18 protein-coding genes and 1 tRNA gene are annotated in these 21,361 nt (G+C 56.5%); 9 read left to right on the plus strand and 10 right to left on the minus strand.

Annotation, left to right across the window (positions count from 1 at the left end; all coding sequences use genetic code 11):
* Positions 1-106 precede the first annotated feature (106 nt).
* A complete protein-coding gene (locus ACR0IO_RS11735; protein ID WP_480741828.1) occupies positions 107-688 on the plus strand; it encodes a hypothetical protein in 582 nt (193 codons plus the stop codon).
* A 65-nt stretch (positions 689-753) separates the two neighbouring features.
* Here ACR0IO_RS11735 and nqrF read toward each other — a convergent pair whose 3' ends face one another.
* The 6 genes from nqrF to ACR0IO_RS11765 are packed head-to-tail and all read right to left on the minus strand — an operon-like array spanning position 754 to position 6,616.
* A complete protein-coding gene (nqrF, locus tag ACR0IO_RS11740) occupies positions 754-1,977 on the minus strand; it encodes an NADH:ubiquinone reductase (Na(+)-transporting) subunit F (protein WP_155145538.1) in 1,224 nt (407 codons plus the stop codon).
* Between the two features lie 12 nt (positions 1,978-1,989).
* Positions 1,990-2,598 carry an NADH:ubiquinone reductase (Na(+)-transporting) subunit E gene (nqrE, locus tag ACR0IO_RS11745; RefSeq protein ID WP_010441340.1) on the minus strand — a complete coding sequence of 203 codons (609 nt, stop codon included), beginning with the start codon at positions 2,596-2,598 and terminating at the stop codon, positions 1,990-1,992.
* The gene (locus tag ACR0IO_RS11750) at positions 2,598-3,251 is read right to left on the minus strand and encodes an NADH:ubiquinone reductase (Na(+)-transporting) subunit D (protein WP_155145536.1); all 654 of its coding nucleotides are present in this window, start codon (positions 3,249-3,251) and stop codon (positions 2,598-2,600) included. The genes nqrE and ACR0IO_RS11750 overlap by 1 nt, the downstream gene beginning before the upstream one ends.
* A complete protein-coding gene (locus ACR0IO_RS11755; protein WP_155145534.1) occupies positions 3,251-4,066 on the minus strand; it encodes a Na(+)-translocating NADH-quinone reductase subunit C in 816 nt (271 codons plus the stop codon). Before ACR0IO_RS11755 ends, ACR0IO_RS11750 begins: the two co-directional genes overlap by 1 nt.
* A complete protein-coding gene (locus ACR0IO_RS11760; protein WP_155145532.1) occupies positions 4,059-5,267 on the minus strand; it encodes an NADH:ubiquinone reductase (Na(+)-transporting) subunit B in 1,209 nt (402 codons plus the stop codon). Before ACR0IO_RS11760 ends, ACR0IO_RS11755 begins: the two co-directional genes overlap by 8 nt.
* Before the next feature lie 5 nt (positions 5,268-5,272).
* Positions 5,273-6,616, minus strand: a complete 1,344-nt coding sequence (locus ACR0IO_RS11765; RefSeq protein ID WP_480741830.1) for a Na(+)-translocating NADH-quinone reductase subunit A — start codon at positions 6,614-6,616, stop codon at positions 5,273-5,275.
* Positions 6,617-6,918: 302 nt separating this feature from the next.
* On the opposite strand from ACR0IO_RS11765, the gene ACR0IO_RS11770 reads away from it, so the two are divergent.
* The 8 genes from ACR0IO_RS11770 (at position 6,919) to ACR0IO_RS11805 (ending at position 13,047) form a co-directional block, all read left to right on the plus strand.
* Positions 6,919-8,031 (plus strand): THUMP domain-containing class I SAM-dependent RNA methyltransferase, encoded by a 1,113-nt coding sequence (locus tag ACR0IO_RS11770; protein ID WP_480741831.1) that lies wholly within the window; start codon positions 6,919-6,921, stop codon positions 8,029-8,031.
* A gap of 146 nt (positions 8,032-8,177) precedes the next feature.
* Positions 8,178-8,254: transfer RNA gene (locus ACR0IO_RS11775), tRNA-Pro, on the plus strand.
* A 429-nt stretch (positions 8,255-8,683) separates the two neighbouring features.
* The gene (locus tag ACR0IO_RS11780; protein ID WP_480741832.1) at positions 8,684-9,361 is read left to right on the plus strand and encodes a tyrosine-type recombinase/integrase; all 678 of its coding nucleotides are present in this window, start codon (positions 8,684-8,686) and stop codon (positions 9,359-9,361) included.
* Between the two features lie 206 nt (positions 9,362-9,567).
* The gene (locus ACR0IO_RS11785) at positions 9,568-9,786 is read left to right on the plus strand and encodes a helix-turn-helix transcriptional regulator (RefSeq protein ID WP_480741835.1); all 219 of its coding nucleotides are present in this window, start codon (positions 9,568-9,570) and stop codon (positions 9,784-9,786) included.
* A 17-nt stretch (positions 9,787-9,803) separates the two neighbouring features.
* Complete coding sequence (locus tag ACR0IO_RS11790) at positions 9,804-10,298, plus strand: hypothetical protein (RefSeq protein WP_480741839.1); 495 nt, start codon at positions 9,804-9,806, stop codon at positions 10,296-10,298.
* Positions 10,299-10,371: 73 nt separating this feature from the next.
* Positions 10,372-11,334: a hypothetical protein gene (locus tag ACR0IO_RS11795; RefSeq protein ID WP_480741841.1), complete on the plus strand. Its 963-nt coding sequence runs from the start codon at positions 10,372-10,374 to the stop codon at positions 11,332-11,334.
* 415 nt (positions 11,335-11,749) lie between these two features.
* Complete coding sequence (locus tag ACR0IO_RS11800) at positions 11,750-12,637, plus strand: protein kinase family protein (protein ID WP_480741844.1); 888 nt, start codon at positions 11,750-11,752, stop codon at positions 12,635-12,637.
* Positions 12,634-13,047, plus strand: a complete 414-nt coding sequence (locus ACR0IO_RS11805; RefSeq protein WP_480741846.1) for a hypothetical protein — start codon at positions 12,634-12,636, stop codon at positions 13,045-13,047. Before ACR0IO_RS11800 ends, ACR0IO_RS11805 begins: the two co-directional genes overlap by 4 nt.
* A gap of 277 nt (positions 13,048-13,324) precedes the next feature.
* On the opposite strand, the gene ACR0IO_RS11810 is transcribed toward ACR0IO_RS11805, so the two are convergent.
* The 4 genes from ACR0IO_RS11810 to ACR0IO_RS11825 are packed head-to-tail and all read right to left on the minus strand — an operon-like array spanning position 13,325 to position 20,701.
* Positions 13,325-16,318: a type I restriction endonuclease subunit R gene (locus tag ACR0IO_RS11810; RefSeq protein WP_480741848.1), complete on the minus strand. Its 2,994-nt coding sequence runs from the start codon at positions 16,316-16,318 to the stop codon at positions 13,325-13,327.
* Positions 16,315-17,370, minus strand: coding sequence for a restriction endonuclease (locus ACR0IO_RS11815; RefSeq protein ID WP_480741850.1), 1,056 nt, complete (start codon positions 17,368-17,370; stop codon positions 16,315-16,317). Before ACR0IO_RS11815 ends, ACR0IO_RS11810 begins: the two co-directional genes overlap by 4 nt.
* The gene (locus tag ACR0IO_RS11820; RefSeq protein WP_480741852.1) at positions 17,367-18,695 is read right to left on the minus strand and encodes a restriction endonuclease subunit S; all 1,329 of its coding nucleotides are present in this window, start codon (positions 18,693-18,695) and stop codon (positions 17,367-17,369) included. The genes ACR0IO_RS11815 and ACR0IO_RS11820 overlap by 4 nt, the downstream gene beginning before the upstream one ends.
* Positions 18,692-20,701: a type I restriction-modification system subunit M gene (locus ACR0IO_RS11825; protein WP_480741854.1), complete on the minus strand. Its 2,010-nt coding sequence runs from the start codon at positions 20,699-20,701 to the stop codon at positions 18,692-18,694. The genes ACR0IO_RS11820 and ACR0IO_RS11825 overlap by 4 nt, the downstream gene beginning before the upstream one ends.
* Between the last annotated feature and the right edge of the window lie 660 nt (positions 20,702-21,361).

A 21,361-nucleotide genomic window follows, 5' to 3' on the forward strand; every position in this document is an offset into this window, starting at 1 on the left:
CACGAAAAGACGCCAACCTGTCATTCAGTAGTTTGCAACACACCGCAGTTTGTGTGGGATAAAGGTGCTAACATAGCTACAGATTTGTTTCGGGAGAACGAGATTGATGAGCAGTGCAACTGGCGATCACGTTAGCGAGGGCGCAACGAAAATCATCGATAGAATACCGAAGGCTGGTCAGGAGCAGAAACTTGAAGCTGCGATCAGTGATATTATCGATGCCATGCGTAACGCTTATGGGCTCAACAGTGTTCATGTCGTTCGTCCCTCCCTGCCGCATCAGCCTGCATACCGAGTAATTTGCACCTTCGACAGCGATGTGCATTTGAAGGCCTGGGAGGCGTCTGATGACCATGTGCGCCTCGTCACAGCTGCTGACGAGTTTACGGCAGGTGAGCCTCAGCGGACCTGGCTGACCGGGTTGGAGACCTGGTTTACCTTGCCGGTCTCGGCTAACGCAGGGGCAAGGCCACCGGCATATAAGATGGCCATCACAACTTACATTGCGCTTTTTCCGACGATCCTGCTGGTCCATGCCGCCTTAGCATACGTTCCTGAATTCGGAGCGCTTCCAACGATTTTAGGAAATGGAATTGCGGTGGCCATCGTAGTGGTCCTGATGACATACGTCATAATGCCGAGATTTACACGCCTCATGGCGTTTTGGCTTTATCCACCGAATCACTGACACTGCTCTGCTCAAGCACTGTCTGAAAAACAAAACCGGCGCCATTAGCGCCGGTTTTTCGTTTCTTACCCGCCGAAATCGTCGAGCATGATGTCTTCGCGGTCCACGCCCAGGTCCAGCAGCATGTTGATGACCGACTGGTTCATGATTGGCGGGCCACACATGTAGAACTCGCAGTCCTCTGGTGCCGGATGGTTCTTGAGGTACTCTTCAAACAAGACATTGTGGATGAAGCCGGTATAGCCTTTCCAATCGTCCTCAGGCTGCGCATCCGACAGGGCTACGTGCCATTCAAAGTTATCGAACTCTGCGGCCAGCGTGTCGAAATCCTCGACAAAGAACATCTCTTTCTTTGAACGCGCGCCGTACCAGAAGCTGATCTTGCGGTTGCGGTTCTCGAGACGCTTGAGCTGGTCAAAGATGTGGCTGCGCATCGGTGCCATACCAGCACCACCGCCGATGAAGACCATCTCTTTCTCGGTTTCGCGGGCAAAGAATTCACCGAACGGACCCGAGATTGTCACTTTGTCACCCGGCTTCAGGTTGAAGATGTAAGACGACATCTGACCGGCCGGGATGCCTTCTGACCCCGGAGGTGGCGAAGCAACCCGAACGTTGAGCATGATCATGCCTTTTTCGTCCGGATAGTTGGCCATCGAATAGGCACGTTCGATCGGTTCGTTCACAACCGACTCATACTGCCACAGATTGAAGCGATCCCAGTCCTCGCGGTACTCTTCTTCGATATCGAAATCGGTGTATTTCAGAGCGTGCGCAGGGGCTTCGATTTGGATGTATCCACCGGCGCGGAAGTTCACATCCTCACCTTCGGGCAAGTCCAGCGTCAGCGCCTTGATGAAGGTCGCCACGTTTTCGTTAGAACGAACTGTACATTCCCATTTCTTGACGCCGAAGACCTCTTCGGGAACTTCGATATCCATGTCCTGCTTGACCGCAACCTGACAGGACAGGCGGTCGCCGCATGCCGCTTCACGCTTGGTGATATGGCTCTCTTCGGTCGGCAGGATAGATCCGCCACCCGAATGCACACGCACGCGGCACTGCGCACAGGTACCACCGCCACCACAGGCCGACGGGACGAACAGCTTCTCGGCCGCCAGTGTTTGCAGCAGTTTGCCCCCCGCAGGAACCGAGATGGTTTTCTCGCCGTTAATCGTGATGTTCACATCACCGGTCGACACCAGTTTCGAACGGGCAGCCATAATGATGGCCACCAGTGCGATAACAATCAGGGTGAAAAGGACGACGCCTAGGCTAAAAGTTTCCATGCGAGCCTCTCCTTACAGCTTCACGCCCGAGAAGGACATGAAGGCCATCGCCATCAGTCCCGCGGTGATGAAGGTGATACCAAGACCCTGCAGACCATCCGGAATGTCCGAGTACTTCAGCTTTTCGCGCACACCCGCCATTGCAGTAATCGCCAACGCCCAGCCAAAGCCCGAAGACAGACCATAGGTCGCTGCCTCAGCAAAGTTATAGTCACGCTCGACCATGAACAGAGAGCCACCAAGGATGGCGCAGTTCACGGTGATCAGCGGCAGGAAGATCCCCAACGCGTTGTAGAGCGGCGGGAAGTACTTATCCAAGACCATCTCAAGGATCTGAACCATCGCCGCGATCACGCCGATGTAGGAAATCAGGCCAAGGAAGGTCAGATCCACATCGGGGAAGCCAGCCCAAGCCAGCGCGCCCGGCTTCAGCAGATAGCTAAGCAGCAGGTTGTTCGTCGGTACGGTGATCGCCTGAACAACCATCACCGAGATACCCAGTCCCAGCGCCGTTGAGATCTTCTTGGACACGGCGATGAAGGTACACATGCCGAGGAAGAAGCTGAGCGCGAGGTTTTCAACAAAGATGGCCTTTACGGCCAGTGAAATCAGACCTTCCATCAGTGGGCCTCTACCTGCTGAATTTTGTATTCACGTTCCTCGACCTGGTTCGGCTTCCATGTGCGGAAGGCCCAGATGATCAGACCGATGATGAAGAACGCCGATGGCGGAAGCAGCAACATGCCGTTGGGTACATACCAGCCGCCGTTGTTGACCGTCTCCAGGATGGTGACGCCGAACAGCGATCCGTTTCCGAAAAGCTCGCGGATGAAACCGACCAGCAGCAGGATCAGGCCGTAGCCCATGCCGTTGCCCAGGCCATCGATGAAGGACGCGACCGGCGGGTTCTTCATTGCAAACGCTTCGGCGCGGCCCATCACGATACAGTTGGTGATGATCAGACCGACGAAAACCGACAGGGTTTTCGAAATCTCAAAGGCGTAGGCCTTGAGAACCTGATCCACCAGAATCACCAGCGAGGCGATGATCACCATCTGAACGATGATCCGGATCGAGCCCGGAATCTGGTTCCGCAGGCACGAGATGAAGAAGGACGAGAACGAGGTCACAAAGGTCACCGCCAGCGCCATCACGAAGGAAACCTGCAGCGAAGAGGTCACCGCCAGCGCCGAACAGATGCCAAGCACCTGCAGGGTAATCGGGTTGTTGTCGACAAGCGGGTCGACCAGCATCTCTTTCTTGGTCTGGGACATCAAATCTCTCCTGCTTGCAGTTTGGCCAGGAACGGAGCGTAGCCCGCATCACCCATCCAGAATTTCACCAGGTTATCGACACCAACCGAAGTCAGCGTGGCACCGGCCAGCGCGTCAACATAGAACTCAGGGCCAGCGGCGGGTTGTGACTTGGACACGGTGATCTGCAGATCGCCTGCCTCATCCCGCAGTTTCTTGCCGTTCCACAGTGCTTTCCAGCGCGGGTTGTCGACCTCGGCGCCAAGGCCAGGGGTTTCACCATGCTGATAGAACTGCAAACCAAAGATATCGTTGCCGTTGTTTTCCAGCGCGATAAAGCCATAGAGCGTTGACCACAGTCCGTAACCGTGCAGCGGGAGGATGACCTTATCCAGGTCACCGGCGTCGTCGCGCAGCAGATAGATCACACGGTATTTGGACTTGCGCCCAATACCTGCCGGATCATTGTCCAGTGCAACGCTCAGCTCGGGATCGCTGGCGGCAGCGATATCGTCAAAGGTCGCTGGATCGAATTGATCGTCAACGAATTCGCCGGTAGCCAATTCCAGTACGTGAGGTTCAAACGCGGCGAAGGCTTCGCTCACGTTGATGCCCGGCTCGTAAACACCGGCAACCTGCAAAACGTTGACCTGCTTGTCCTTCAGCGCGTTTGCTTCCTGCACCGGGCGCAGGCTGACAGCAGCGGCCGAAACGACCATCGAGGCAACCAGACAGACGGCGACGGCAACAAAGATCGTCTTGCCAACGGAATCCGGCGAGGCCGCCAGGAACCGGGCAATCGCCCCTTTGGGTTCTTGGGGTTGCGTATCAGACATGGCGACGCGCCCTCCGTTTGATGTTTGCCTGAACAACGAAGTAGTCGATCAGCGGTGCAAAGACGTTACCGAACAGGATTGCCAGCATCATGCCTTCCGGGAAAGCCGGGTTAACAACACGGATCAACACAACCATGACACCGATCAAAGCGCCGTAGATGTAGCGTCCCATGTTAGTGTGGCTGGCCGAAACGGGCTCGGTCACCATGAAGGCCAGACCGAAGGCATAGCCACCAACAACGATGTGCCAGTACCAAGGCATCGCAAACATCGGGTTGGTATCCGACCCGATTAAGTTGAACAGTAGAGTAAGACCGATAGTCCCCGCCAGACAGCCGACAATCAGGCGGAAATTGGCGATGCGGGTCATCAGCAGAAATGCCAGACCAATCATACAGGCCAGCGTTGAGGTTTCACCAAAACTACCCTGCATCTGACCCAGAAACGCGTTCCACCAGGTCAAACCTTCAGTAGCCAGAGCCTGATACCCTTCTGAGGCGGAAACCGACAGCGCCGTCGCACCCGAGAAACCATCAACAGGTGTCCAGACCGTGTCCCCCGACATGTTCGCGGGATAAGCGAAATACAGGAACGCGCGGCCGACAAGTGCCGGGTTAAGGAAGTTTTTGCCTGTACCGCCGAACACTTCTTTACCGATCACTACGCCGAATATAATGCCCAACGCGACCTGCCAAAGAGGTGCGGATGCGGGCATGATCAGCGTATAAAGCATTGAGGTAACAAGGAAACCTTCGTTAACCTCGTGTCCACGGACGGTTGCAAAGATGACCTCGAAGATACCACCAGCGACCAGAGTGACGATGTAAATCGGTAGGAAGTACATCAACCCGTGCATCACATTGGCAAAGATGCTGTCGGGGTTCAGTGAGATGCCGAACATCTGCAAGATGGCAATCCGCCAACCTGTCGCGGAATCCGGACCAAGCGCGGCAATGGCCGAGTTCGCTTGGTACCCGGTATTGTACATCCCCCAAAGTATACACGGGATTGTTGCGATCACGACGTAAGTCATGATCCGCTTCATATCCACATAAGACCGCGCATGGGGCGCAACAGTGGTTACGGTTTTCGGAGTGTAGATGAAGCTTTCGACCATCTCGTAGATGGGGAAATACTTCTCGTACTTGCCGCCCTTGGTAAAGTTCGGCTCGATCCGGTCAAAGAAGTTTCGCAAACCCATTCGGATCAGCCCTCCTTTTCAATCTTGGAAAGGCAGTCGCGCAGCGCCAGCCCATATTCATACTTCGCCGGACAGGCAAAGCCGACAAGGCCCAGATCCTCTTCGTCCAGCTCCAGCGCACCCAGCGCCTGTGCGGTATCTGTGTCCATCACCAGCAATGCGCGCAGCAATTGCGTGGGCAGATAATCCTGCGGCATCAACTGCTCGAACGTGCCGGTCGGCACCATCGCGCGGCGACCACCGTTCAGGTTCGAGGTAAATGCGAACAGCTTCTTGGCGAATGCCGATCCCAGAACCGGCTGCACCGCGTATTTCGAGGGCATCGGAAGGATCCAGCCCAGAGTATGCTGATCATGATCTTCACGAATGATGGTGATCTGACGCGCGAAACGGCTCAGATACGCGTGCGGTCCTTCAGCATGACCGCCAGACAAGATCGAACCAGAGATGATACGCGCCACACCATCGACATTGACCTCGTCGCGGGTCAGATCGTCGGTTGAGGCGCCCATGACGGTCCGGATCAGGCGCGGTTGCCGTGCCCCGGGGCCACTCAGCGCGATGACAACGCTGGGGTCCAGATGTCCGGTCTGCATCAGGCGGCCAATGGCGATCACATCCTGATAGCCGATGGTCCAAACCTGTTTGTCGCCGGCCAGCGGCTCCAGGAAATGGATGTGCGTACCGGCCAGTCCCGACGGATGCGGTCCTGAGAAAGCCGCCGCTTCTACACCCGGCAGATCAGTGCCCGGAATCGAGTCGCCGTCTTTCTGACACAGGTAGGTCTTGCCTTCGGTCAGTTTTGCGACCGCCTCAAGGCCTTTGGCAAAAGCTTCGCCGGCGTCTGCAATGATCAACGCAGCGTCACCTGCCAGAGGGTCGCTGTCCATCGCCGTAACAAAGATAGCGGCAGGCTTGGTGCCCGGCTCGGGCATTTTCGAATATGGCCGTGTCCGGAATGCTGTCCACAGACCAGCGGCGCAAAGCTTGGCGGTCACGCCCTCGGCTGTGTCGGCATCGCCGATACCTGAGAAATCCACACCGTTGTCGTTGGCGTCCGAAACCTCGATCACCACGCTTTGCAACACGCGGCGAGCGCCCCGGTTGATGGCAACCACTTTACCGCTCAGCGGCGCGACCATCATCGCGTCTGGCGCATCTTTGTGACAGAACAGCGGAGTGCCGCGCTGAACCTGATCACCTTCCTGCACCAGCATACGTGGTTTGAGACCGATATAGTCCCCGCCCAATACGCCAACACTCGAGTATTCTGGCCCCGGTTGGATTTTCTGTTCGGGTGCACCTTCTACCGGTAGGTCCAACCCTTTCTTCAGTTTGAAAGTTTGCATGTCGCTACGTTCTTCCAAGCCTCTTTCCTGTGCCTGCTATCCCTGACCGATCGAAGGTCGGCACCAGATAGCGCGAATCTTTCAGCCGGGGTGGTCGCGATTGCGTCATAAACCGACTGGAATCCGCTAGCGTAATTCCGATCACGGCCCCTTTACGCGGGGATGACACTAAACGCAAACCCGTTCCCGCTCAATTCTGGGAATTGGGTTCACTTTAAACTGAATTGATCGATCAGGTGTCCAAAATCTCACAACCCAATTTGCGTATCGCGCCTTCTGTCCATCCGGTGTAAGCAACCGGAATGGAAAAAACTGACCTCGAGATATTTCTGGTGGCAACACCCGGGCTGGAAGCGCCTTTGGGTGCCGAAGCAATCGAACATGGGTTTGCAGATGCCAAGGTAGTGCCAGGCGGCGTATCTTGTCGAGGTAACTGGTCCGAAGTCTGGCGCGCCAATCTGCAACTTCGGGGTGCGAACAAGGTACTTGTGCGTCTGGGTTCATTTCCGGCGGTTCACCTTGCTCAGCTGGACAAACGAGCGCGCAAGTTTCCGTGGGCTGAATTTTTGCGGCCCGATGTCCCGGTAAAGGTTGAGGCGACCAGTCGCAAATCGCGAATCTATCATGCCGGAGCGGCCCGTCAGCGTATTGAAACAGCGATTGCAGAAACACTTGGTGCTCCGGTCTCGTCGGATGCCAAGGTGCGGGTGATGCTGCGCATCGAAAAAGACCTCTGCACCTTCTCGGTCGATACGTCTGGTGATCCACTCCACAAACGCGGACACAAAACCGCGGTCGCCAAAGCGCCAATGCGCGAGACTATGGCGGCGATGTTTCTGCATGAATGTGGATTCGACGGAACCCAGCCTGTCCTGGATCCCATGTGCGGCTCGGGTACCTTCGTGATCGAGGCTGCCGAGATCGCCCTGGGGCTGTTTCCCGGTCGAACACGCCGATTTGCTTTTGAGGAGCTTGCAACCTTCGACAGCGCCGCATGGCAAGGCATGCGCAGCGGTGCGCAGCCCGACACAACAGATCTGCTGTTTCTAGGGTCCGACCGAAACGCGGGCGCAATCGAGGCTGCATCAGCCAATGCCGAACAGGCAGGAGTTGGTGCTGTTACCAGGTTCCAGAACCGCTCGGTCAGTGACATCAAGCCACCCGAAGAACCTGCCGGTATCGTGATAGTGAATCCGCCATACGGCGCGCGTATCGGAGATGAGAAGCGGCTGCGATCTCTGTACGGTAGTCTTGGTAAGGTATTAATGTCCCGATTCCACGGTTGGCAGGTCGGAATAGTGACCAGCAACCAATCCCTCGCCCGCGCGACCCGACTGCCTTTGTTGCCCGCTGGCCCGGTAGTCGATCACGGCGGCACCAAAATACGACTATATCGCACAGAAGCCTTGCCATAGTGGCCTAGAATGCCGCCAATCGCGCGACTTTTCAGCTGCAATTTTATGGTCAATCACAGTTCTCCTTGACGGCATCAATTCGTGCAAACCGAGAGAAAATCCCCCTTGCGCATCAGCATCACCGGGTATAGATCACCCGCCACGGTCGGAGTGTAGCTCAGCCTGGTAGAGCACTGTCTTCGGGAGGCAGGGGTCGGAGGTTCGAATCCTCTCACTCCGACCAAATCAACTGCTTGATGTGTAACGCATCTTCGTCAGCTCTAGGTTACAGCACGCACCGACGTGCATGTGTCTGTCACTCTCTCGTCACTCGCATCCGCGCGTTGCCCGTTCTACGGAGCAAGCAGTATGGCAACCATTAGGAAGCGTGGAATCAAGTGGCAGTGCATCGTTAGACGTGACGGCAGGACAGCCAGCAAGTCGTTCGGTAAACGTAGCGACGCGGTGAAGTGGGGCAATACAGTCGAAGCAGAAGCGGATGCATTCGGTGGCAAGTTGCCAACGCGGAAGCAGAAGCACACCGATGCGTTGCAAGTTATCACTCTCGCCGACGCACTTCTCGAACTCAGAGACGAAATGCCAAACGAACGATGGCGGCTGCACGCTCTAGCTCGTTGCCGAGTTGCGCATCCAAGTAATCACAGTTTCTGACGTGTCGAAGTGGCGTGATCGACGGTTGCGAGACGCCAAGCCGTCAACTGTAGTTCGTGAACTCTCGATCATGCAGACAGCAATCGACCGCGCGGCAAGTCATATGGCCCACGTTGAAGCCACATACAATCCGGTTAGACAAGTGAAGCGACCACGTGTTGACGACAGGCGCGAGCGCAGGCTAACCGACGATGAGTGGCAGCGGTTGCTCGATGCGGCGCTGCAGTGCGCGAACCCGTTGATGCGCCCGCTCTTGATACTGGCGCGTGAGACCGCGATGCGTCGGGGCGAACTACTCTCGATTGAGTGGCGAAATGTTGATCTTGATGCATGCACGGTGTTGTTGCCCAAGACTAAGAACGGGCACGCAAGGTTCGTGCCGTTGTCTCCCGTCGCAATCGGAATTCTGAAGTCGTTGCCGCAAACAGACAAGTACGTGCTACCAGTGAGTACGAACGCAGTCCGGTTAGCTTGGCAGCGTCTTCGAGCACGCGCGGGTGTTGAAGATATCAGGTTGCATGATCTGCGCGCGCAAGCTGCGACGGACAAGTTGCTCGAGGGCTGGTCTGTCGCAGAAGTGCAGGTCTTAACCGGTCACCGCGATGCGGGAGTACTGCTCGAACGATACGCGCGGTTGCGAGCGACAGATGTAGTGAAGCGAATGCATGGCACTGAGTGAAGTTACATGCAATTGACTACACTGCATGTTGTGCATCGTGTGTCCATTTCGCCAAATTACCACAATATATGGCACCTATTCGCTTGACCCAAGGCGCCCAATGTGCCAAGGTGATCTCAGGGAGCCATTGGCCCCTATCCTCATGATAAGTCGGACCGAGGCGGCACCAGCCGTGGCCGCGCCATCCAAGAAGGAGGCGCGGTATCGTGTCTATTTCGACTATCAACACCAATTGGCTAACGACCGCTCAAGCAGCGGCCCGGATCGGCATTGCACGTGGCTCACTCGGTCGTATCGTGCGCCAAGGACGTGGTCCGAGAGTACATAAGATTAGCGAACGAACATGGCGGTTCAGGCTCAGCGATGTCGAGGCGTGGATCAACAACCGAGCATGTGAGCCTTCCGAACTTGAGGTGGGCCAATGAACCCTCTCGCAGCCCACTTGGCTAAGTTCGAAGCTCACCCTGAAGATCGAGTGTTGCTCGACAAGATTGCCGCGCGCTACTCGCACTTCGATGCTCGCGGCTGTCTGTTCGTCAACGGTGGCAATCACAGCAACGGCAGGCCGCAGATCGGTGTAAACTATACCAAGATGCGGGTCGCTCGCTTCCTCGTTGCCGTGCGAGATGAACTCGACATGCGTGACCAGTGGGACACGCGGCACACGTGCAATGTTCGTGCATGTGTGAACCCAGACCACCTCCGGTCAGGCACCAGACAAGACAACGCGCTCGACCGCCACGAGCAGGGAACTGCTCCGATTGGTGAACGTGCACCCAACGCCCGATTGACTCAAGACGATGTGCGAGAGGTGCATCAACTGGCGGGCAGCATGAAGCAGGCGCGCATTGCAGAACGGTTCCGGGTCAGCGCTACGACCATTAGCAACATCTTGAACGGCGTCACTTGGCGGCACGTGTACGACGAGATGACATGATGCAAGCAAGCGCACAGAAGAAGCCGCCCCTTGGGGATTGGATGCAGGCGCATTGCCAGAGGTGGGTGGTCTAATGGCGCGTCACCATACATACCTGCTCGACCAACTCTTCAAGGCACTACCCGCCGATGCATGGCGTATCCGAGTGATCAGCCGTTGGACTGACGAGCAGACCGACAAGCGGGGTCGAACGACACACATGATCAATCGGAGCCGTTGCCACTTCGACGAAACCGTCTCTCCGCACGATCTCTTGCACAAGATGGTGGCGAACACGCATCCACAGGGCAAGCGGGCCGAGCGTTCGCTCCTGTCAACGATCACCGAGCAGTCTCGCTACGGTCGGGAAGTGTTGATGCAACCTATCGGCGCGATGACGCACGTATTGCTCGACTTGGACGAAACACCGCTGGACGAAGCGTTGAACTTGCTGGCCCTCGACCGTGTTCGACCCGCCGTAATCCATGAAACCTCGCCCAATCGACATCACTTGGTGTTCACATTGCCCGATCGAAACCACACACCTGAAATACACAAGGCTGCCTCCCGGTGGTTGGTAGGTCGCGTTTGCGGCGACATTGGCAGCGCTCACGTAGGCGCAAGCCTACATATGCCTGCAACAACATGCTCGAAGCCTTGGAGGCACCCGTCGCCGTCCCCGTTAGTGATCCAGAGGCGGGCGAAGTTCACGGCCAGCAGAGCGTTACTTGAATACGCTTCACGCTCAGTCGGCGACAGCAACGTCCTCACTACAGCGCAACCGAAGTTGCTGAAATCAGAGAACGAAATCACGGTCGATCAGGTGCCAAGCGCCGTCCGCGTGCTGCACGCCGAGTTGATGCACAAGCACGTAGACGACCGCTCCGTTGCTGATTTCGCATTCTGTTGCACGTTGCTGCGAGCACTAGAGGAACGTGCGGTAGTGGAAGCGTGGCTAGTAGCAGTAAGCAACAAGGCATCAAGACGACCGGAATATGTGGTGGCTACTGTCAGTGCTGCTTGTCGGGCGATTGGGCATAAGGAACCAAGCACATGAGGCCAACAGAACGAGTATGCGATGAGGCTAGTTCAAACGTGGACCAGTTGCCTCAGAAGACCGAACAGACCGCTTGGCTACGGAAGATGGCCGAGGCCGTCAAGAGCGGTGCCAGGGCGATTGTAGTGGATCGATTCCCCGAGACAGAAGCGGGTGAGGTATCGGTTTCTGAGCAAGATGTATGGTCCACCTCTTGGGGATTGGTCTGATGAACGTTCGGTCATTCGGTTCAGATCGGACAGCCTCCGAGGGAGTGGCTACTTCACGTAGGTATTCTTCTCCTACGTCAACTAACCACCCTGTACCTCTAATAGGTGAACCCGGATGGCTTATCCACGTAGCGGGACTCAACCAACGCGTCGGCGTCCTGACGTTTGAGCCATTCGTCAGTCTCGACGGCCGCGGTAATCCGCAAGTGACGGAGGACTTCGGTGCACCTCGCTTCCACCCCGTGATGATGTCTGAGTTCGGTGTGAACGTGATGCTCTTGCAAACCACCGACGCGGTCGCTGCCGTGATGTTGGCAATGGTGAAGCTACTGTCGTTCGCAGGCCGACGCGACCGCGTTCACGGTGTCACCATCGGCAACAAGGAGAAGTTCGTCGATCCCGCGCACGTGCGGGCCGACATCGGCCACGGACGCAACCATGTGACGCTAGTACCTACACGTTGCATCGCCCCGCCCGACTTCACCCTCGACAAGCTGGTAGATGCGATGAACCCCGACAGGCCGATGATGGAACAGTTGATGCGTGACGGTGCATTGAACGGCTGGACCGGTGATGCGCAGCGCCTGTTCGACGAGATCGGCAACCGACCGGAGTGGGCGCACGAGCAAGCTGAAGCAGGCTTGGCTCAGTTGGTGCAACTCGGACTGATTGCACTGCCAGAGAGTGACGTGCCGGTGGTGCACCCAGCGCACTTCGGTCAGATGCCAGCTGGGATGGTCAGTAGTGTGGCGCATACGATGGACTCCCACGCAGAGCGGTTTACGCTTCTAGACGACGATGGGACCATCGACGGAACGAAGATCAAGAACGCTCCGGAACCCGGCACCACACAGGGTAGCAAGCGGAAGAAGCCGCGCTCACTGTCTAAGAACCAGCGTCTGCAACGCCGTGTTGAAGAACGTGATCTTCGTATCGCAACACTGATTGCAGACAACGAGGCGAAGAACGCTCGTATCGCAGAGCTGGAACTGATGTTGATTGAGGTTGCGCCAGACATCGATTCAGCGCGGTTCAGCGACATCGAACTAGAAGCACTGCCGGCGCGAGAGCAGCGGGAGAAGTTGCAGAGATGACCAAGAGCAGCAAGGCAGAAGTGCATCGCAGCAACCGCCGCGACAAGGAGCCAGCACCGGATGCGGTGATTAGACTATCGGACGCAGCAGCGTTGCGTGCGTTCACAGAGTTATCGGACAACGCGACGGTCTTCCTGAACGGGATGTTGAAGGTTACGACCCGAACCGGGAAGTCCGATGCCTGTCTGGCAGAGGCATGGGCGGTGACGAAGTTGCCCCGATCAATGGCTGTTGATGCGGTTCGTGAGTTACAAGAATGCGGCTTATTACGCCGCACCGAAGGGGGCGTTGTGATCCTGCACCGCGTGTTCAGCAGCCTCGCTCACTCCTTCTTCCGAATTGCCGAAACTGAGCTCGCGAGTGCGTATGCAAGCGAAGTTGTTGCGTTCGGCGGCACTACCGGCGGATAAGCCAGCAACGGTACGCATTGAGGGCCATTGCACATTACCTGACAGATCGAGAATGCGGCATGAGTGACTGACCTGTACCCAATCCCGCCGAAGGCGCGCTGGACTTCTTGTGCGAGCGATACCTTGACTATCGGTACTGGCTAACGGGCAGTATTGCAGCTGTCGCAGCAGTCAAGTGTGCAGCCAAACTCACGGCAGAATGACTATGCACACTCAACGATTGCTGTGGCGACCGGTGAATGTTGCAACTTAAGACGTAGTCCAATGCACAACAATTTCACGCTGCGTCGTTGCCTCTAGCCTCGCGCATGGCACGATTGAAGAAGTGCTTGATTGCCTTCTCCCGAGCCTCTTGATCCGTCATGATGACGTTACGCATCTCCGTCTCTCGTTGGAACATGCGCACGGCACTCGCGAAGAATGCTTGCGAGTATGCGTTGAACACTACGTCTGGTGGGTTGTTGCGCAACATCTCGGTCAGATCGTCGTCCATAATGTCCCGGTTGACTTGCTCAAACCGGATCATGTCGGCCTCTGTAAACTTGGTGCCGTGTCGGTCATTGAACGCCTTGACGATCTCCGACAGCTCCTTCTGTTCATCTTCGGTATATGGCTTGGCACCGAATTCTTCGATTGCCTTCAACGGTTCGCTATCACCCGGTGACAACGACGCGTCGCCGCGCTCCTTCTCTTCAATCTTGAACTTCTGCAACGACAACATGTCGTCTGTGATCTCGATCTCAGGTGGAACTTGTCTATCGGGCAGCATGCGAAGCAGCCATGACAGATAAGCGTACAGCTTCTCCAAGTCGGTATCGCCTAGACTCATTACCTGCGCGATGAAGGTGTAGAAGCGCAGATAGCTTCGGCACAGTTGCCTGAACTCTTCCTGCCGCCCCTCGTCGTCATCGACCTCGAAACGGTCGACTGCTTGTTTGACCAAACCTTGCAGTGTCGCGCGATCCGTGCCTGACAACTCGCCGCGGAAGAACGTCGTCGCGAACCGTTCGATCTCTTGCCGGTCAAGGTAGCCGAACGTCATTAGTCGGCCCTCGAGTTCGTAGACTTGATTTGGGTCAGTCATGGACTCGAGTGCCGTGACTTCGAAGTACGGCCTGAACGCCGTCTGTATGTCCTCAATGGAATTCTGGAAGTCGAGAACAAACGTTCTCTTGTGCGGCCTAATGCGGTTCAACCGCGATAGCGTCTGCACCGCTTGAAGTCCGGCTAACTTCTTGTCGACATACATCGCGCACAGCTTGGGTTGGTCGAACCCGGTCTGATACTTCTCAGCGACAATGAGGATTTGATACTGCTCAGGGTACGGTGTGCCGTCCTTCTTCACACCGTTGAATCGAACCGGTAGCTCGCTCTCCGCGAAGCCTGTCAGATCAGGCTCGGTGTAGCGCGCGCCATCGACCTCGAGTTCACCGGAGAACGCAACGAGCGCGCGAAGATCATCGTATCCCTGATCCGCGATATACTTCTTCACACCGAGGTAGTACCGCACAGCGTGCTCGCGGCTCTGCGTGACGATCATCGCCTTCGCCTGTCCGCTCAACTCGTTCATCACATGTCGGCGGAAGTGTTCAACGATGACTTCGACCTTCTGACCTATGGCGGTTGGGTGCAGAGAAGCATACCGTGCAACCTTGCGCTGCCCCTTGCGGTTGCTCAGCGCTGGGTTGTCATCAATGGCCTTCTCGAGTTCGTAGTACGCCTTGTAGGTCATGTAGTTGTGCAGCACGTCGAGGATGAAGCCTTCCTCGATTGCTTGCCGCATCGAGTACGTATGGAACGGATGCGGCAAGCCGTCCGCGCCGACAGTACCGAAGCGCTGCATCGTTGTGTTCTTCGGGGTCGCGGTGAACGCGAAGAAGCTGAGATTTGATTGCGGACCACGGCTCTGCTGATACGCGGCGATGATATCTTCAACATCGTCGCTGCTATCCGCTTCTCGCGTGAGCGCCTGCGCCATTGATTGCGCCGCCTTACCAGACTGACTGCTGTGAGCCTCGTCGATGATTACCGCAAACCTTCGTTGGCCCTGTCCTGTGATCGCCTCAAGGTGCTCAGTTGAGAACTTCTGGATCGTCGTAACGATTATCCTCGCGCCCTTCTCAATCGCTTCCTTGAGCTGGCGCGAAGTGCCGTCGATCTTCTTCACGACGCCAGCGACCTGCTCAAACTGCGAAACATTAGCCTGAAGCTGTCGATCAAGGACAATGCGGTCGGTCACGATGATGGCGGTATTAAACACAGCGAGATCGGAAGCGTCGTGCAAGTTAATAGCTTGGTGCGCCAGCCAACCAATCGTGTTCGATTTGCCTGACCCTGCTGAGTGCTGGATCAGGTAATTGTGACCGGCACCGATAGCACCCGCATGCGCAATACAACTCCGAACTGCGGAGAGTTGCTGGAAGCGCGGGAAGATCATGACATCCTGCTTCCCATCGCGCTCGAGATGCATGAATCGTCCGATGATGTCGAGTAGCACTTCTCGTGAGAAGATCGCCTTGCCCCAGTCGCCTGACTTGTACAGGTACGCAACGCGGAACTCGCCGTCGACGTCCGGGTTGCCTGCGCCGCCATTACGTCCGCGATTGAAGGGTAGGAACCGTGTCTTGCCGTTCGCAAGCCGCGTCGTCATAGACACGTTGTCTTCATCGAACGCGAAGTGAACAAGTGCACCACGCTTGAACGTCAGAAGCGGTTCACCCGCTGGCGATCTGTCCGTCTTGTACTGCTTCTCGGCATGCTTGAACGTCGTGCCTGTCAGCGTGTTCTTGGCTTCCAGCGTTGCGATTGGCAGGCCGTTGACGAAGAGCACGATGTCGATGCGATTGCCATGCCTCTCGCTGTACTCGACCTCCTTGATGACGCTGAGGATGTTGGCTTCGTACTCAGCAACGCGCTGAGGTGACAGTGCGCTCGCGGGACGGAAGAAGCAGAGCGAGAACTTGATGCCAGGAACAATCTTGATGCCGTTGCGCATGACATCGAGTGAACCTCGAGCCTTCAACTCCTTCTCAAGCTGTTTGAACAGCGTGTCTTCGGCGGAAGTCGAGTACTGTGCGATCAACTTGTCCCACTCATCGCGCTGCGTTGACTGCAGGAACTGGACGAGCAATCCCGTGTCCATCGCGCGCTTGCGGTCATAGTCGGCAATTGGATCGCGCTCGACGTAGCCTTCACCGCTGACCAACTCATCGATCAGGTGCTGCTGAACGACAAACTCTCTGTGTGCCGACTGTGCTGAGTGAGTGGTCATCCGGCGTCCTCGTCGTCTTCCGGCACCAACGTCCAGATGCGCTTGAGTGGCAACGCTGCACGGATGTCCTCTGGCAGGTCATCATAGACACTCAACAGGGCGTCTATCAGCTCGTCGCGTCCCCAGAACCTAACGCGGAAGTAGTGCCGGTTTGTCTCCTTGCGCACTGTGTGCTTGAAGCCGGACCAGCTAACGATCAACCCGTGATCTGCGCTCGCATCTTGGATGAGACCGTTGAGGCTCTGCAATGTCGGGTGATCAACGACGATGTTGCCAGACTTCACTTGCACAACGAGGCGTGGTGCATCGAACCCGAGCGCGCCACGCCCTGCCACGATGTCGTAACCACCATCAGGACCGGGCGGCGATACGTTCGCAACGTACCCTTGCGCCTCTAAGATTGCGGCGACAAGTGCCGTCAACTCATGACCGGTGAAGATGCTCGATATGCGCGCCTCAATCTGATTGCGTGCAATCTCAGACAGATCGACGGACTGTGTACTTGCCTCGCCACCGTTCTCGTCGGAAGGCGTCGCTTGTACCGGCATGTCCGGTGTTGCACCGTAACCCGGATCACTTCCACCATTGGCTACGCTGAGCACGCGGTTCAACGCGTCATTACGGCTGACTTCGCACACTGTCATGATCGCGCCGAAGCTATATAGAAGGTCTTGCTTGAACGTGTCGCGTGGCACGTCAGTACGAAGCCACTTCACTGGTCGCATTGGACCGGTGTTCGAACCGTCATGCACGTACGGCCCGGTAACCTCAGCAATTGCGATACCTCCCTGCTTCTTGAGCGGCGACACGACTATGTCACCAACCTGTATGCGATTGACGAACTGGTTCACCTGCGCCGCGTAATTGCGTTGTGTGCCCACCTTCGCGTTCGGATGCACGGACACAATGTGCTCAAGTATGGCGTCACGGTCCTTCGCTGCAGACAAGTCGCTGGTTAGGCCAAACCCGATACCGAGCATGTTGTTCTCGAGGGCCGCATCTTCGCGTTCACCGTGTCGTCCGAGACGCACAAGCCAGAGGCGCTTAGTCATGCCGACATCTCCTCTTCAATCTGATCGAGGCGGCGGTCGGTGCCGCCCTGCTTCCCCCACTTGGTGACGTCGATCTGGCCGGTGACGGCAGCCGTGATCAATGCTGAGCGGAACTCTTGCAGTCGTTCGATTGATTGCACGACAAGCCGTCTGGGCAGCATGGATCGCTCGCGAACCAGAGCGACAGTGCCCACGATCAGCTTCTGTTGCTCAAGGTCAGGCAAGGGCAAGGGCATCCGAGCTAATCTGGTGATGTAGATATGTTTGATGGTAGTCCCACCGGCCTCGAAGATCATCCGATCTTGGTATGTCGGCGTCCGAAGCAGCTCTGCCAAGAAGTCTGACAGCAACCGATTTGATCTCACGCGTAGTAGCGCGACAGATTGATTGATGCATGCTTCGCGTCCGTCGTGTACCGCAACTCTCCCAAGCGTGCCATCCTTGGTTAGCAAGACGTCTCCCTTGCGCGGACGGCTCTTGTCCGTGAGGTCGTCTGTGTATGCCAAACGCGAAGTTCTGCGCGCGCTCGACCAACGGATCTCACCGTCTCCAATGTCATTGGCAGTGAGCATATATGGGCCATCGTCCTCTGTCGGCATTGGGTTGGTGAACCCATAGGTGATGCGTTCCAGTTCCCATCCAACGCGACTGAGTGGCCAAGCACTTGGAACCGGGCCGAGCCAATCATGGCGGCCATGCTCCTCAATTGCTCCTGCTTCGGAGGGACGCAATACTGCGTCAGAGAGTGAGCTGTTTACTCGCTCGTTCAACAACCCAACCAACCGCTCCTTCTTCTCGATCAACTGATCGATGCGTGCGGTCTCGCGGTCGAGGAAGTCAGCGATGGTCTTTTGTTTGTCGTAGTTAACGGACGGGAACGGCGACCGTAGGAACTTCTCCGCAGTGAAGTGCGCCAATGTCGCCTTGGAACACACAAGATCGATGTATCCCCTATCCTTCAGGTGACGCATCCAATACGATGCGAACCGGATATCCTCACCTGGCTTGGGCCGAACCCTGTGAACGGAGTTCTGGAAGCCGAAGAACCCTGCGATCTCGTCAACAATGGCTGCTCGCCCGACATCTCCTCCTTCAAGAACGACCATGTCACCCGAGCGCAACTCGTAGCTTGACCTGTCGTTCGGCGAGAACCACATCTCCTTGGTGTCGAGATAGTCGATACGCCCCCAACCGATGTTTGCTGCTCGAAGGTAGGGAAGAAGTTCGTCTGCAGGGTTCTGTTGCTTGGGTTGCAACATCTTGCCCAACTTGACGTCAAGGTGTCGTTTAACCTGTGAGCGAGGGAAGTTACCGGTCAAGTTCAAGCCGCGACCTCCTTCAACAAACCAGCGATCTCTGCTTCCAGCGACTTCAGTTCTGCATCGATCTCTTCAAGTGGCCGGGGTGGCACGTACTTGTAGAAGTACCGATTGAAGTTGATCTCATAGCCGACGCGTCCGACCTCACCGTCACTGGCGTCGACGTGTGTCTCGTCGACCCAAGCATCCGGCACAAACGGCGTCACTTCACGTGCGATGTAGTCCTGCCAGTCCTCGCTCAGCGGTACGAGTTCATGGTCGCGAAGGTCGCTGTCGGCTTCGGCATTGCCCTTCTTGTCGGCGCAGATGTCTGAATCATAGTCGCGCTCTGACAGCGCCGACAGGATCGCCTTCTTCACTGGCGCACCGATCTTGATACCCGCTGCCTTGAGCGTCTGCGACAAACCAGTGTCGAACCGGTTGCGGTTAGTGATCAGTTCGTCGGGCATGCCGCGCAGTGCCGCCTCGATAGCGTCGCGCTCATGCTCACCCAACTTCATGAACGCCTTCTCGTCGGCAAGGCCCGCGATCCGCTCGTCGGATGCTTGGAAGTTCAGCTTCAATGGACGCTCAACACGCACTTCGCGGTAGCCGAAGTCAGTGGCATCAAACACCTTCGACACTTCCTCGTTCGCTTCCGTGAACGCAGAGTAGATGCGCACGATCTCGTCACGTGCCTCGTCCGGTATCTCGCGCCGCTTGGAACCAAGTGACTTGCGCATCGACTTCCAGAACCCTTCGCCACTGGCGTCAATCAACTGCACCTTGCCCTGACGTGCGGAAGGTTTGCGGTTCGTCAGTAGCCACACGTAAGTCTGGATGCCGGTGTTGTAGAACAGGTCCGTCGGCAGCGCGACAATGGCCTCGACCCAGTCGTTCTCAAGCATCCATCGACGTATCTCGCTCTCGCCGGAACCAGCGCCGCCGGTGAAGAGAGGAGACCCGTTCATAACAATGCCGATGCGCGATCCGGCTTCGTCGTCCCGCATCTTGCTGATCATGTGTTGCAGGAACAGCAGCTGACCATCAGATACGCGCGGCAGTCCTGCGCCGAACCGACCTTCGTCGCCCTGTTCCGTGTGCTCGTCCTTGATCGCGTCCTGATACTTCTTCCAATCGACACCGTAGGGCGGATTGCTGAGCATGTAGTGGAAGCGCTTCGAGCTGTGTGCGTCCTGTGTCAGCGTATTGCCGAACGCGATCTGTTCGGGATCATGGCCTGTGACGAGCATGTCGGACTTGCAGATACCGTAACTCTCACCATTGAGTTCCTGCCCGAAGAGTTCGACGCGGATCGACGGGTTGAACTCCTTGAGTGCCTCTTCCGTCAGCGCGAGCATGCCCCCCGTCCCGCAAGCCGGATCATACACTTGTCTGATGATGCCTCGCCCGGTCAGCTTGGTGTCGTCATTGGCAATCATCAGGTCGACGATGAGGCGGATGACCTCGCGCGGCGTGAAGTGCTCCCCCGCTGTCTCGTTGCTGATCTCCGAGAACCGTCGGATGAGTTCTTCGAACAGATACCCCATCTCAATGTTCGACACTGTGTCAGGGTGCAGGTCGATCTCGGAGAAGCGTTCGAACACGTTCCAGAGGATGCCGCCGTCGTTCAAACGCTTCAGTTGGTCGGTGAAGAGGAACTTGTCGAGGAAGATGTCGCGGACGTTCGCAGAGAACTTGGTGATGTAGTCGATTAGGTTCGCATGGAGCTGACCCGGATCTTGGCCCTTCAGCGTCTCGAACGTGAAGCGCGACAGGTTGTATACCTTCACATCACCGCCGACCGATCCGAACAGAACCATGTCGCGGGTCGCGTCATCGACGCCTTCAGGCAGGCTCGCCTCTGCATCGAGTACTGCTTGCTTGCTGTCTACAAGGATGCAGTCGAGGCGTCGCAAGACGACAAACGGAAGAACAACCTTGCCATACTCTGACTGTTTGAAGTCGCCGCGCAGTATCTCGGCGATTGACCATACGAACGAACTTAAACTGCCCACCTTGGGATCGGCCATCGACCCTCCTCACTGTCTTGCATTGTTGTGCTGTATCTGCGTTTGCATCGCAGAGTTGTGCATAGACTAGACACTGTTGAGAAGAGAGACCAGTCGCGTAACAACGAATAGATCGTCGCAGTTCGCACGAGTGTCACGTACATACAGGGGGACGGCTGACATCAGCCCTACAGGCGAACGCAGCAATACGCCCTTGTTTGGATTTGGGCGGGGGGCGTACCGAAGCGGCTGGAGGGAGGTGCAGCAAACGTTGTAACAGGTCGCTCAACTCACTTGATCGGGCCGCTCGGCAATTGTCCATTGTTTGATAAACTCAGTCGCAGAGGTGTTGTCACTCTCGTGTCACTCTTGTCACTCGCTGCGCACCAAGTGAAACATCAGAGCAAACCATTCGTATCGCACACACTGTTGAACACATGCACACAGCGTGCGACACTGTATGTGTCAATGTAACAAGGGCCGCGCGCTATCGCGCAGTTGTCGTGCAGCGACAGACATCGACTGACTGAAGCATGCACCTGTAGGGCGTGCACTGTCTTCGGGAGGCAGGGGTCGGAGGTTCGAATCCTCTCACTCCGACCAATAAAACAAGGACCCTGAGGGGTCCTTTGTTGTTTTCAAGACAGCGTCCGAGGTTCGTTGAACCTGAGCATTACTAGA

Source organism: Ruegeria sp. CE12, from assembly GCF_056537525.1.